Here is a 13,552-nt window from a genome sequence, read left to right as displayed (position 1 = left end):
AAAGCGCGAGAGTGCCCCGGGCGTTAAAGACGCGAACACGGCATCCATGGCGGCCATGGCTGCCGCCGTCAAACAGCATGGCTGGAATAAGCCGCCCCCAACGGTCAGTTCTGTCGTTCCTGCGTCGAGAATCGGCCGAGCCCGGTCCCAAGACGCGACACGCAAGTTTTTCAATCGCCGGTGACGCCCAGGCCGACCGCTAGCCTCGCCATGACGGAAAGGAAAGGATAGGTCCACCGTCCGCGGGCAACGGGGTCGTTCATCTTCGGGAGAAAAATGTGGGACAGACACGCGACGGGACTATCTCGTTGGCTACGGGCGCGAATACTCTCACGTCGGCGCCTGACACCGACTCGACCGAATCTCCCGACATCGGCGACGCAGGACGGGTTCTGATCGTAGTTCAGAACCTGCCGATTCTGATCGACCATCGGACGTGGCAGGAATGCCAGGCGCTTCGCAACCAGGGCTACCAGGTTGCCGTAATATGCCCACGGGGCCCGGGGCAGCGGCGTCACCAGATCGTTGACGGTGTCAGCATCTGGACGTATCGTGGCGCACCCCGGACCCAGGGTGTGCTCAGTTACGTCTTCGAGTTCGGCTACTGCTGGGTGCGAACCGCTGTCCTGTCCGTCGCCGTGGCCCGCCGGCACGGATTCGACGTGATCCAGGCATGTAACCCGCCGGACACGTACTGGGCGCTCGCGCTGTTCTACAAGCCATTCGGCAAGAAGTTCGTCTTCGACCATCATGATCTCTGTCCGGAACTCTATCGCTCACGGTTCGGTAAGGACGGGGGGCTGTTGCTCCGCGCGTTGCTGCTGCTTGAACGGATGAATCAGCGGGTCGCTGACCACGTGATCGTGACCAACGAATCTTACCGGCGGCTGGCCCTGACCAGGGGGCGGCTGCCGTCGGAACGGGTGACCGTCGTCCGAAACGGACCGGACCCCGAACTGATGAAGCCCGCCGCGGAGCGGCCCGAATTGCGGCGCGGCCGGCAGCACCTTGCCTGTTATCTGGGAATAATGGGCCCGCAGGACGGTGTCGACCGACTCCTCGATGCCATACATCACTATGTCCACGTTCTCGGGCGCACCGACTGCGCCTTCGCCCTGCTGGGATTTGGTGACTGTCTGGACGATCTGCGGAAACAGTCGAGCCGGCTCGGTCTCGACGACTGGGTCGAGTTCACCGGGCGGGCCGACGACCAGATGATCCGGGACTACCTGTCCACCGCCACGGTCGGATTGTCGCCGGACCCGCGGAGCCCGCTGAACGAGGTGTCCACCATGTCCAAGACGCTCGAATACATGGCCTATGCGCTGCCGGTGGTGGCCTATGACCTGACCGAGACCCGGGTGAGCGCCGAGGACGCCGCCGTCTATGTACCCTCCGACACGGTGGCGGACTTCGCCCGGACCCTCGCCGAACTGCTGACGGACCCGGACCGACGCCGGACCCTTGGCGCCCGGGGTCGGGAGCGCATTGTGAACGAACTGTCCTGGCGGTATTCGGAGCCCCGCTACGTCGGGGTCCACGACCGGCTACGTGGTCGCCAGGCCGGCCACCCCAGTATCCCGGTCCCTCGTCAGGGCGGCTTGACCCGCGTGAGCGGCTCGGCAGCGCCGGTTCACGCGACCGGCTCCCGGGAACGAGCGGAACGATGAAGGTCGGTATTCTTGCCGGCGGTCTGGGCAGCCGGTTGGCGGAGGAGACGGTCATCAAACCCAAACCGATGATCGAGATCGGCAACCGGCCGATCATCTGGCACATCATGAAGTACTACGCTCACTTCCAGTTCACCGATTTTACGATCGCCCTGGGGTATAAAGGCGAATATATCAAACGCTGGCTGGTGGACTACGCGGCGCTGACCAGCGATCTCACGGTGTCGCTTCGGCAGAGCGCTGTGGAGCGGCACGGGGGTACCTCGGAGGATTGGCGGGTAAATCTGGTCGACACCGGTCAGAATACCGCCACCGGCGGTCGTATCAGGCGACTCGCGCCCTGGCTCGGTGACGCGGGGACGTTCATGTTGACCTGGGGGGACGGCGTAGCGGACATCGATCTCAACGCGTTGCGCGACTTCCACCGCTCGCATGGCAGGATCGCCACGCTGACCGCCGTGCGGCCACCCGCCCGGTTCGGTCACCTCGAGCTGGCCGGGGACCAGATTGTGGAGTTCTCGGAGAAACCACAGGCCGGTGAGGGCTGGATCAACGGTGCCTTCTTCGTCCTGGAACCGCAGGTCTTCGACTACATTGCCGGCGACGACACCCAGTTCGAGAAGGAGCCCCTTGAGAGGCTCGCCAAGGACGGTCAGCTCATGGCGTATCGGCATGGCGGCTTCTGGCAGTGCATGGACACGGTACGCGACCGCAAACTCCTGCAGTCACTGTGGGATGGTGGCTGTGCGCCCTGGAAGGTATGGGACTGAGCTCGATGCGTATTCTGGTCACCGGACACGACGGATATATAGGAACCCGTCTCATCCCGCTCTTCCGGGCTGCCGGACACGATGTGGTGGGTCTGGACAGCGGACTGTTCTCCGGGTGTACCCTCGGACCCGATCCGGACTTCGTGCCGGCGTTGAAACTTGATATTCGGGACGTCCGGCCGTCCCAGCTGGAGGGTTACGACGCGGTGGTCCATCTGGCGGGCATATCCAATGATCCGCTGGGTGATCTGAACCCAGCCGTGACCTATGACATCAACGCCCGGGGGACGTTGCTGGTTGGGCGTGCCGCCAAGGCCGCGGGCGTACCGCGTTTCGTCTTCTCGTCCTCGTGCAGCCTCTATGGTGCGCACGGAGACGCGCCCATCGACGAGTCGGCCGAGTTTCATCCGGTGACTCCCTACGGCGAGTCAAAAGTGATCGCCGAACGAGAGCTCGCCGAGCTTGCCGATGACGATTTCAGCCCGGTCTTCCTGCGTAACGCCACGGCGTACGGCGTCTCACCCCGACTGCGTGGTGATCTTGTGGTGAACAATCTCACCGGCTACGCGGTGACGACCGGCGAGGTTTACCTCAAGAGCGACGGGACGCCGTGGCGGCCGCTGGTACACATCGAGGACATCGCCCGGGCGATGCTCGCCGTGTGCGAGGCGCCCCGCGAGAAGATCCACCTCAAGGCCTACAATGTCGGCCGGTCGGCGGAGAACTATCGGATACGCGACGTGGCCGCGATCGTCGAGGAGGTCGTGCCGGGCGGCCGGGTGGTCTTCGCGGACACGGCCGGGCCGGACAAGCGGAACTACCGGGTGGACTGCGACCGTATCGCCGAGGAGATACCGGGATTCCGGCCGGTGTGGACCGTCCGCAAGGGGGTCGAGGAGCTCTACCTGGCCTACGTCGCCGCCGGGCTGACCAAGGAGGAGCTGATCGGCTCCCGCTTCCAGCGGATCCAGCGCATCCAGCAACTCATGGCGGACGGTCTGCTCGACGTCACCCTGCGGTCGGCCGCACCGATGCGGGTGCCATGAGCGTGCTCGGCCGCCGCTGCCGCGGCTCGACATACCTGCGGCGACGTACCCGCGGCGGGGCTGCCGGTTCATCCTTCCCGTTCCGACACCGAGGGTCGTTCCATGACTGACCAGTCCACCGCCTGCCCCGCCTGCGGCGGTTCCCGTCTCACCTCCGTCTATACAAAGGACGACGTCCCGTCGCACAGTTGTCTGCTGCTGGCCGACGAGGACGAGGCCCGGGCGTTCCCGAAGGGTGATCTGCGGATCGCCTTCTGCGAGCGCTGCGGCTTCATCATGAACACGGCCTTCGATCCGACCAAGAATCAGTACTCCGCCCGGTACGAGGAGACGCAGGCATTCTCCACCCGATTTCAGGAGTTCGCGCGGGACCTCGCCAAGCGCTGGACCGACAAGTACGATCTGTACGGGAAGACGGTCCTGGAGATCGGGTGCGGCAAGGGTGAGTTTCTCGTCCACCTGGTGGAGCAGGGTGCCGGCGCCGGCATCGGGATCGACCCGGGTGTCCGGCCCGAGCGCATCACCAGCCCGGTTGCCGGCCGGCTGACCTGGATCACGGACCTCTACTCCGAGCGGTATGCGCACCTGACCGCCGATGCCGTCGTGTGCCGGCACACCCTGGAGCACATCGCGCCGGTCGGCGACTTCATGCGGATGATCCGGGCCGCGCTCGGTGACCGGACCGATATCCCGGTCCTCTTTGAGCTGCCGGACGTCCTGCGGGTGCTGCAGGAGGCGGCGTTCTGGGATGTGTACTACGAGCACTGCTCCTATTTCAGCGCCGGTTCGCTGGCGAGGTTGTTCCGAGCTACCGGGTTCGAGGTGCTCGACGTCTCCCTCGACTATGACGATCAGTACCTGCTGATCGAGGCGCGGCCGTCCACCGTTCCGGCGGCCGGTGACCCGCTGCCGATCGAGGACGACCTGGCCACCCTGCGCGTCGGGGTACGGCACTTCCAGCGTGAGGTGGCCACGACGCTGAACCGGTGGAGCGAGATGCTGTGGCGCGGGCACCAGCGCGGCGAAAAGGCGGCGATCTGGGGTTCGGGCTCCAAAGGTGTGTCGTTTCTGGCGACCCTCGGCCCGGCCGCCGACCTGGTCCGCTACGCCGTCGACATCAACCCGCACAAACACGGCATGTTCATGGCGGGCAGCGGCCACCGTATCGTCCCGTCCGAGTGGCTGCGGGAAGATAGGCCGGATCTTCTGATCATCATGAATCCGATCTATCGTGACGAGATCGCGGGGGAGTTGACCCGGCTGGGCGTCGACACCGAGCTGAGGGCCGTCTGAGTGAGCAATGTCTGTCTGGTGAGCAACGTCTGTCCGGTGACCAATGTCTGTCCGGCATGCCAGGGCACCGCGCTCGAAGACCTGGTACGTGTTGAGCGTTCGCCGGTGATGACCGGCGTGCTGTGGCCGTCGCGGGAAGCCGCCATGACCGCGCAGCGCCGTGCTCTGGAGCTGTCGCTGTGTGCCGAGTGCGGCACCGTGGTCAATGTCGCGTTCGAGGCCGGCCTCGTCGAGTACGGCGGCGAGTATGACAACTCGCTGCACTTCTCGCCCGCCTTCCGGGCGTACGCCGAGGCGTTGGCGGACCGTCTGATCGTCCGGCATAACCTGGTGGGGCGGGAGGTTGTCGAGATCGGGTCGGGCAAGGGGGACTTCCTGCGCCTGTTGTGTGCCCGGGGACTGTGTGCCGGAACCGGGTACGACCCGACCTACATCGGCCCCGAACGTGCCGACGACGCCGCGGTGACCTTTGTGGTCGACCTGTACGGTTCGCGCTATTCCCATCTCCCGGCGGATCTTGTCGTCTGCCGGCACGTCCTCGAGCACGTGTCCGATCCACTGGGCTTTCTGACCGATATCCGCAATGCGCTGGGCGGCCGGGACGCGTCGCTGTATCTCGAGGTGCCCAACGGCGGCTTCGTCCTCGGCGAGGCGGGGGTGTGGGACTTCATCTACCCGCACGTGTCGTACTTCTCGCCGGCTGGACTTCGGCGGGTGGTGAGCGCGGCCGGGTTCACCATCACCGACGCCGGAACATCCTACGGTGACCAGTTCCTCTGGATCGAGGCCAAGACGGCGCCGACGACCCGTCCGTCCGGTCGGATCGGACCGGCCGCCGGCGAGGACGTGGTGGCGACGGACCGCTTCGTGGTCCAGGCCAGAAAGTTCGGTGACGTCTACCGGGAGGTTGTCGGGCGCTGGTCCGCGCATCTCGCCGACCTGGCGACGGACGCCGATTCCGCCTGGGACGCGCCGCGTGCGCTGGTCTGGGGCGCGGGGTCCAAGGGGGTGGCATTCCTCAACGTGTTGGACGTCGGTTCCGCCGTGCGGGGAGTCGTCGACCTCAACCCGCGGAAGAGGGGCCTGTTCGTGCCCGGCACCGGGCATCCGGTGTTGGCACCCGAGGACCTGTCGGTGGAGCGGGTGGGGCGCGTTTTTCTTCCGAATCCGCTGTATCTGGACGAGGTGCGCGGCCGGTTGGCGGAACTGGGTGTGCCCGCGGAGGTCGTGCCACTTAGCAGCTGACAATCTCGTCAGCAGAGGTTCGGCTCCGGTCGGACGGAGGGACGATGGAGAATGGCCATACCTGTCGACAGCGGCACCCAGGACGAGGCCCGACCCAAGGGACCTGATCGCCAGGCGGGGCGTGGTGTCGTGGGGCGTGATGTTGTGGGGTGTGATGTTGTGGACCGTGGTGTTGTGGGGCCCGGTGTCCCGTCACCCCACCCGGACGCCCGGCCGCTCGTGACGGTGGGACTACCCGTCTTCAACGGGGAGAACTTCCTGGCTCGGGCGCTGGAGTCGATCGTCGTGCAGGACTACCCGAATCTTCAGATCGTCGTCGCCGACAACGGCAGCACCGACCGAACCGAGCAGATCTGCCGGGAATTCGTCCGCCGGGATCCGCGGATCGAGTACCACCGGAGTCCGGTGAACCGCGGCGCGGCCTGGAACTACAACCGGATCGTCCACCTCGCCGCGGGAACCTACTTCAAGTGGGCCGCCCATGACGACCTCTGCGCCCCCGCGTTCGTCAGCCGGTGCGTCGAGGCCCTGACTGCCGCGTCGTCCGCCGCCGTCCTGGCCTACCCCAAAACGGCGCTCATCGACCTGAACGATACGGTGACCGGTGGCTTCGAGGATGGGATGAACCTGTGTGAGCCGACGCCGCACGAGCGTCTGCGACACTTCCTGTCGACCCGTACGGAATACCATCCGGTATTCGGCGTCATACGGGCAGAAGCGCTCCTGAAGACGGATCTCATCGGAAAGTACGTCGGTTCAGACGTGGTTCTCCTGGCGCAGCTCGCCCTGGGCGGCCAGTTTGTCGAGGTGCCCGAACGCCTGTTTCTCAGGCGTTTCCACGAGAATACTTCTATGAATGCCAACCCAGATGCCGCGGAACGCGCTCTGTGGTTTGACCCGCACCGGCGGGCGCCGTCGCTGCCGATGGTGGAGAAGACCATCAGGATGGTTCACGTGATCCTGTCCCACGACCGGCTCGACCGGGCCGAGCGGGCTCGCTGCCTGGCGGTTCTGGGGCGGCAGTGGGCATTGCCCCATGCTCGGCACATGGGTGGCGAGGTACGCGCGGCATTCGGGACCCGAATCGGGACCCGAATCGGGACACGAATCGCCGCGAAGTTCCCCTCCCAGCGGTCCAGGTAGCGCGGCGACACGCGGGTCGGCCTGCATATCGGCGCGGCGCAGGGCGACTACATTGAATCGGTCCAGGCTGATGATGGGATCGGTTCAGGTGCATGAATCCTTGGAGCCCCGAATGACAGAACCTTCCGGTCATGGTGCGGACCAGGCCTCGCCGTCGGCGTCGTCGGCTTACCGGGGGAGTCCGACATGGACATCGTGACGGTCTCCAGAACGGCGTTCCGCCGATGGTATGTCATGCTTCCGATCCTGCTCGCCACGGCGGCCGCAATCGGGATCACGATGTCTGTCGCCAAGCCCGTCTACCAGACGAAGGCCATGGTCCTCGTGGTCGGCCCGTCGGTGGAGCAGAAGCTCGCCGCATCCTCCTCCGGTTCCGGGTTTATCCTGCAGCCCGTCAACCCGCTTTCCTACTTCGGCGATTCGCTCAAGTCGCTGGCTCTCACGGAGTCGAAGATCATGGACTCTCGCCAGGTACGGGAGGAGATCCGTTCGGCTGGATTCCATGGTGACTACGAGATCTCGGTGCAACCGGAGACGGTATTCCTCGACATAACGGCCACGGCCGCCGATCCCACCGAGGCCACTCGCACCCTGGATCAGGTGGTACGTGTGATCACCGCGAAGTCGAACGGCCTGCAGTCTGCTGTGCCGCCGGACCAGCGTTACCGGATAGCGCCGCTGTCCGAGCCGCCGCTGATGAGCGTGCGGCCCGCCCGCAGCCTCAAGCTGCTTGGCACCGTCGCGTTCCTCGGCGTAGCGGCGGCGCTGGGGCTGGCGCTTGCCGTCGACGCCGAGGTCGGGCGCCGGGCCCGGTCACGGTCACGGGCGGAGCATTACGGTGCCGCCCGGGCAGGCGCCAGCCGCGGCCGGGGTCGGCGCGGACGGCACGCACTGCCCGAAGATTCCATGGCGGGCACTCGACGGGTCGCCTGGCGGTTCGAGGCGAATCGGTGAGAGGCGAACCGGTGATCAGCGGGCTGGTGGCCGGATGACCGCCGGCTCTCTCGTCGGCCGGGCGGCGCCGGGGGTCGGGCCGTTCGGTACCGGCCAGGCACCCGGCGTCGCCGGGCCGGTGCTCGCCGCGGTCGCGTTCGGATCCGCCACCGTAGCGGCGGCGATGGTGCTCGGGCCGGTCGGGCCGGCCGTGGTGCTGGCCGTCCCGGCCGTGGCGGTACCCCTGCTGGCGAGTCGGCGGGACGCGGTGACGCTGCTGACATCGATGGTCTTCGTTCTCTTTGCCGTGCCGGCGACCTACCGGCTCCCCCCGCTGGGGAAGCTGACCGTGCCCGTCGGCCTCTGCTGTCTTGCCGGCTGGCTGGTTCACCAGGCCGCACGACGTGCCCGCTTCGACCCGGTGTTCCAGCCGGTGCGGGCCGCGACGCTGGTACTCGTATGGGTTCTCACGCTCAGTTTCGCGATGATGTTCACCCGCGTGGTGGAGGCGACAGAGGTCAGCTCCGCTCATCGCAGTCTCGTGACGGTGGTGGCACAGGCCGGGGTGACGCTGTTGGCCGCCGATGCGATCCGGTGCCGGACCCGGCTGGACAGCCTGCTGCGCCGGGTGGTGCTGGGCGCCACCTTCATGGCCGCCATCGGCGGGATCGAGTTTCTGACCGGTCGTAACTACAGCGCCGTCCTGGTCCCCCCGGGACTGTCGCTCAGTCCGGACGTCGATCGCATTGACGTCCGGTCCGGCTTCGAGCGGGTCGCCGCGACGGCCGTGCATCCGATCGAGTTCGGGGTTGTCCTGGCCGTGGTGTTGCCGTTGGCCCTGCACTACGCCATTGCCGCCCGCGGGTGGGCGCGGGTCGGTGCCTGGGCCCAGGTCGCCGTCATCGGGGCCGTCCTGCCGATGAGCGTCTCGCGAAGCACCGCCGTGAGCCTCGCCGTGGCGATCCTGACCCTGACGGCGATCTGGCCGGTTCGCCGCCGCCTCAACGGCCTGCTGGCGCTGGCCGGGTCCGTCCTCGTCCTGCACACGGTGTTTCCCGGTCTGATCGAGGCGACCGTCTCGCTGTTCCTGCGGGCCGACGCGGACCCCAGCGTGACCGGCCGCACCGAGGACTATGCCCCGGTCTGGAAGTTGTTCACGCAAAGGCCGCTCCTCGGCCGTGGGCTGGGCACGTTCACCCCCCACCAGTACTTCTACCTTGACAATCAGCTACTCGGCTCGGTGCTGGAGACCGGAGTCGTCGGGACAACCGTGCTGCTGGTCTGGGTCGCCGTCGGTCTCTCGGTGGCCCGTGGGGCGCGGCGGTGGGCCCGGGAACAGCGTGACCGGGAGCTCGGCCAGGCGTTGACGGCCTCGATCCTCGCCGGGGTCGCCAGTTTCCTCACCTTCGACGCCCTGAGCTTCGCGTTGCTCGCCGGCCTGCTGTTCCTGCTCATCGGCTGCGCCGGAGCACTCTGGCGGATGACCGCCGCACCGGCGGTCCTGGCCCCCGGGGGGCAGCGGTGACCCAGCCGGCCGTGACCCAGCCGGCCGTGACCCGGTCGGCCGCCCCGTCGGGGGCGAGGGAGACCGTGGCGGAACCGTCGCCGCCCCGTCGGGCGCCGCGCGGTTCGATGGCCAGCGGCGCCCGGTGGATGTCGGTGAACCAGGTTGTCGTGCAGGTCACCCGCCTGCTGGTCCAGGTCGTCCTGGCGCACCTGCTCGAACCGCGGGCGTTCGGTCTCATGACGATGGCGCTGGTCATCGTGATGTTCCTCGAAATTCTGCGGGGTTTCGGGACCGGCATGGCGGTCGTCCAACGAGACAAGATCAGCGAGCGGCTGCTCAGCAGCGTCTTTTTCCTCAATATCGGGCTTGGTCTGGTCATCTCGGGCCTGCTGGCGTTGCTGGCGCCCGGCCTGGCCAGCCTGTACGGCGACTCGGCGCTGACGCCCGTGCTCCAGGTCCTGGGCCTCGGCCTGCTGCTCGCCAGCCTCGGTGACCTGCAACAGTGGCTGCTCCGCCGGGAGATGAAGTTCGGTGCCGTCGCCGCGGCGAACATCATCGGGACGGCGGCCAACGCGGCCTGCTCGATCGTGCTCGCTCTGCTGGGCTACCAGGTGTGGTCACTGGTCATCGGCTATCTGGTCGGATTCGGGGTCACCACCCTCGTCGCGTGGCTGCAGTCGCCGTGGCGTCCCAGGGCCTCGTTCAGCCCCGCCGAGGTCAGGTCCGTGCTGCGTTTCAGCGCCAACCTGAGCGGGTTCAGCGTCTTCAACTTCTTTCTGCTGCACGGCGACAAGGTGATTGTCGGGCATTTCCTCGGAGCCCAGCAGTTGGGCTACTATGGCCTGGCGCAGCGGGTGCTCATGTATCCGGTGAGCACTGTTTCCACGGCGTTTCAGGAAGTCATGTTCGCCGGTCTTTCCCGGCTCCAGAACGATCACTCCGCGATCCGCCGGGTCTATTTCCGGTCATGCGCGGTCGCCGCTCTGGTCTGTTTTCCGGTCATGGCTGGACTCACTGTCGTCGCGCGCGACGTCGTCCTGGTCGTGCTCGGCGCGCGCTGGGAACGGCTGGTGCCGCTCATCTGGCTGCTCGCCCCGATCGGCGGCATCCAGTCGGTGAGTTTCAGCGTCGGAGTCCTCTACAACGTGAAGGGAAGAACCGACCTGCTGCTGCGCTGGGGAATCTTCTCCGGCCTGCTGATGCTCGGCAGCTACTTCGCCGGCCTGCCGTGGGGAATCAACGGGGTCGCGGCGGCGTACGCCATCGTGATCGTCCTCCTGCTGCCGCCCGGCTTCGCGATTCCCTTCAGCCTGGTGGACGCGAAGCCGCGCGAGCTGGTCACCGCGGTCTGGCCGCACGTCGTGGCGACCGCGGGGACCGTCGCCGTGATGGCCGCCGTCCAGTGGCTCACCCACGGGTTCCGGCTCGCCCGCCCGGTGTGCCTGTTGGCGAGCGTGCTGGCTGGTGCCGCGACCTACGTCGTGATCACGTGGAGGCAACGTCCACCCGCGTTGGCGGACCTACTGCAGTGCGTCCGGCGCGCGAGCGCCGGCTCGGGGCAGCCTGCTTCGGCGTCGTCGCGCAGAGACGGCGCGCTGGGCCCGACGGCTCACGGGTGAACCCGATGGCTCAACGGTGAAGGAGTTCACTCTTATGAAAGACGCCCCCACGGCGGATCAGCGGGACGTGGTGCTGGCCCTGCCGATCGAGACGCTCCAGGACATGGCGATCAGGGCGTACATGCGTCCTCCCGATCGTCTCCTGCTAACCCTGCTGCGATCGCCCCGGGTCCGGCGCGTGGTGGTGGCCGAGCCGTTCCGGAGCCATCTCGGTACGGTGCTGCGGGGCGGCCGGAGCACCGTCCTGCCACCGTCCGGTGGCGTTGAGGGGCATCTGGTGTCGCCGCAGCGGTGGCGCCGCAAGGACCCGGTGACGCTGCCGTCGCTGCGGGCGGCCTATCGGCGGTATGACAGGAGGCTCGGCCGGGCCGCGGCCCGAGCCGGCTGTAAACGACCCGTCGTGATCACCATGTATCCGCCGCTGGCGGGCTTTGCCGACATGTCCTGGGCCGGCTCGGTCATGTACTACGCCCGGGACGACTGGGCGACCTACCCACCGCTACGGCGGTGGCATCCGGCCTTCCGGCATGCCTACGAGGAGATCCGGCGCCGGCGGCTGCCGGTCATCGCGGTGTCCAGGCCGCTGCTGGAACGCCTCCATCCCACCGGTGCCGGGCCGACCGGTGCCGGGCTGGTCGTGCACAACGGTGTCGATCCGGCCGAGTGGCTGCGCCCGCCGTCCCCGCCGGACTGGCTCCGGCGCCTCCCGCGGCCGTGGTGCGTGTATGCGGGCACCGTCGACACTCGCCTCGATCTGGACATGATTCGCCGCCTGGCGTCGGCCGGCACCGTGATTCTGGCCGGCCCCATCCCGGACGAGGCCTCCGTCCGGTCGCTGCGGTTGCTGCGGTCGGTGCGGTTGCCTGGGCATCTGCCCCGGCCGGCCGTGACCGGTCTGATCGCCGCGGCCGACGTGTGCCTGCTCACCCACCGGAGCACTCCGTTGACCGAGGCCATGGACCCCATCAAGATCTACGAATATCTGGCGGCCGGGCGTCCCGTCCTCGCCACGGACCTCGCCCCGGTTCGGGGCATCGGGCGGCGGGTCCGGTTGCTGCGCCCGGGGGACGATCCGGTGGCGGCGATGAACGAGGTCCTGATCTGGCCGGCCGTCACGGAGGCTGACCGGCTGGATTTCGTCGCGGACAACAGCTGGTCCGCTCGGCACGTCGCCTTCCTGGACTTCGTCCTTGGCCCGGCCGCGCCGGCCGAATCCCGTCTTCTGGCGGTGCAGCCGTAGACCGGCTGGCGGTCCTCGCTCGGGTCTGCGGACCCGCGAAAAGAGCCGGTATGGCGCGGCCTCCGGCTCAGTGGGATATCCCTGGAAGGATTCGATGGCTCGCGCTGAGTTGACCAATCGACGCCGGTATGTCCTGATTGGATCCGTGGCGATGCTTGCGGTGCTGGTGGCGGGCGGTGGGCTGCTGGTCGCCCTTCGCTCGAGAGGCGGGCCCGCGCGGACGGCGGGCGCACCGGCCCCCGCCACTGTCCCGGCCGGGGTTTCACCGGATGGCGCTGCCGCGACCCGCGGCCTACCAGGGGACGACCAGGCCGCGGCCCGAGGATGCGACCGCAAGCCGGACGCCTCGAACACCGGCCCCGCGCCCGGATCCCGGTTCCAGCCGATGCCCGCCGGGAAACTGGCCACTCCCGGACAGGTACTGGAGAACAAGGAGTTCTCCGGACTCATCGACATCTACGCCGACAACGTGACGATAAGAAACTCGATCGTCCACGATGGCATCCGCGTGCGCGGAAGCCACGTGCTGATCGATCACGTGGCGACAAGTGGGATTGCGATCAGCGGTGGCACCGGTCACGTCATCCAGTACAGCAATCTTTCCGGTGGCGACGACGGCTTCCACATCTCGTCCACGCTCGAACCGGTTTCCGGCGTCATCATCCGCCATAACTACGTCCACGACCGAAGGCCGCCGAAAGGGGCCCACACCGACGGCATCCAGGTCCGCGGCGTCCGGAAACTGAGTGTGGTGTGCAACAACATCGACCTCTCCCCGTACGACAAGACCCAGACAGCCGTCGTCTTTCTGGAGTGGGCGAACGGAGGTAACCGTGACGTGGTCGTCGACCACAATTGGTTGAACGCCGGCGGAACGACGCTCGTGGTCGCCGCCAAGAATCTCCGCGTGACGGACAACCGTTTCGGCCGCGGCTTCCGCTGGAATGTCTGCCGGCTGGGCAACGACGATGCCGGTAGGAGCACTTTCTTCAGTGCCGGGAATGTCTGGGCGGACAACGGCCGGCCGGTGGTCCTGTGTGGCCAGAGCCGATGACCTGTGTGGCCGGACCCGATGAGTGGCCGGAC

At 67.3% G+C, this 13,552-nt stretch carries 11 protein-coding genes; all 11 read left to right on the top strand.

The window, feature by feature from the left end; all coding sequences use genetic code 11:
* Nucleotides 1-278 precede the first annotated feature (278 nt).
* The 11 genes from BMG523DRAFT_RS10795 to BMG523DRAFT_RS10745 all read left to right on the top strand — a co-directional run bounded on the left by BMG523DRAFT_RS10795 (nt 279) and on the right by BMG523DRAFT_RS10745 (nt 13,520).
* Complete coding sequence (locus tag BMG523DRAFT_RS10795; protein ID WP_011436001.1) at nt 279-1,670, top strand: glycosyltransferase family 4 protein; 1,392 nt, start codon at nt 279-281, stop codon at nt 1,668-1,670.
* A complete protein-coding gene (gene rfbF / locus BMG523DRAFT_RS10790) occupies nt 1,667-2,440 on the top strand; it encodes a glucose-1-phosphate cytidylyltransferase (protein WP_011436002.1) in 774 nt (257 codons plus the stop codon). Before BMG523DRAFT_RS10795 ends, rfbF begins: the two co-directional genes overlap by 4 nt.
* Nucleotides 2,441-2,445: 5 nt before the next feature.
* Nucleotides 2,446-3,486, top strand: a complete 1,041-nt coding sequence (locus BMG523DRAFT_RS10785) for an NAD(P)-dependent oxidoreductase (protein ID WP_011436003.1) — start codon at nt 2,446-2,448, stop codon at nt 3,484-3,486.
* 102 nt (nt 3,487-3,588) lie between these two features.
* Entirely contained in the window at nt 3,589-4,779 is a 1,191-nt protein-coding gene (locus BMG523DRAFT_RS10780; protein ID WP_011436004.1) for a class I SAM-dependent methyltransferase, read from the top strand.
* Complete coding sequence (locus tag BMG523DRAFT_RS10775) at nt 4,780-6,024, top strand: class I SAM-dependent methyltransferase (RefSeq protein ID WP_011436005.1); 1,245 nt, start codon at nt 4,780-4,782, stop codon at nt 6,022-6,024.
* Between the two features lie 51 nt (nt 6,025-6,075).
* A complete protein-coding gene (locus BMG523DRAFT_RS10770) occupies nt 6,076-7,167 on the top strand; it encodes a glycosyltransferase family A protein (RefSeq protein ID WP_011436006.1) in 1,092 nt (363 codons plus the stop codon).
* 186 nt (nt 7,168-7,353) lie between these two features.
* On the top strand, nt 7,354-8,121 hold the full coding sequence (locus BMG523DRAFT_RS10765) for a Wzz/FepE/Etk N-terminal domain-containing protein (RefSeq protein WP_011436007.1): 768 nt from the start codon (nt 7,354-7,356) through the stop codon (nt 8,119-8,121).
* Between the two features lie 34 nt (nt 8,122-8,155).
* Nucleotides 8,156-9,625 carry an O-antigen ligase gene (locus BMG523DRAFT_RS10760; RefSeq protein WP_011436008.1) on the top strand — a complete coding sequence of 490 codons (1,470 nt, stop codon included), beginning with the start codon at nt 8,156-8,158 and terminating at the stop codon, nt 9,623-9,625.
* A gap of 107 nt (nt 9,626-9,732) precedes the next feature.
* Complete coding sequence (locus tag BMG523DRAFT_RS10755) at nt 9,733-11,226, top strand: lipopolysaccharide biosynthesis protein (protein ID WP_011436009.1); 1,494 nt, start codon at nt 9,733-9,735, stop codon at nt 11,224-11,226.
* A 34-nt stretch (nt 11,227-11,260) separates the two neighbouring features.
* Nucleotides 11,261-12,466, top strand: coding sequence for a glycosyltransferase (locus BMG523DRAFT_RS10750; RefSeq protein ID WP_043591052.1), 1,206 nt, complete (start codon nt 11,261-11,263; stop codon nt 12,464-12,466).
* 151 nt (nt 12,467-12,617) lie between these two features.
* Complete coding sequence (locus BMG523DRAFT_RS10745; RefSeq protein WP_235463062.1) at nt 12,618-13,520, top strand: right-handed parallel beta-helix repeat-containing protein; 903 nt, start codon at nt 12,618-12,620, stop codon at nt 13,518-13,520.
* The last annotated feature ends 32 nt before the right edge of the window (nt 13,521-13,552 follow it).

The organism is Frankia sp. BMG5.23 (assembly GCF_000685765.2).
GTDB lineage: Bacteria > Actinomycetota > Actinomycetes > Frankiales > Frankiaceae > Frankia > Frankia casuarinae.
Note: the sequence above shows the minus strand (reverse complement) of the source record. Positions and strands in the feature narration are given on the sequence as shown.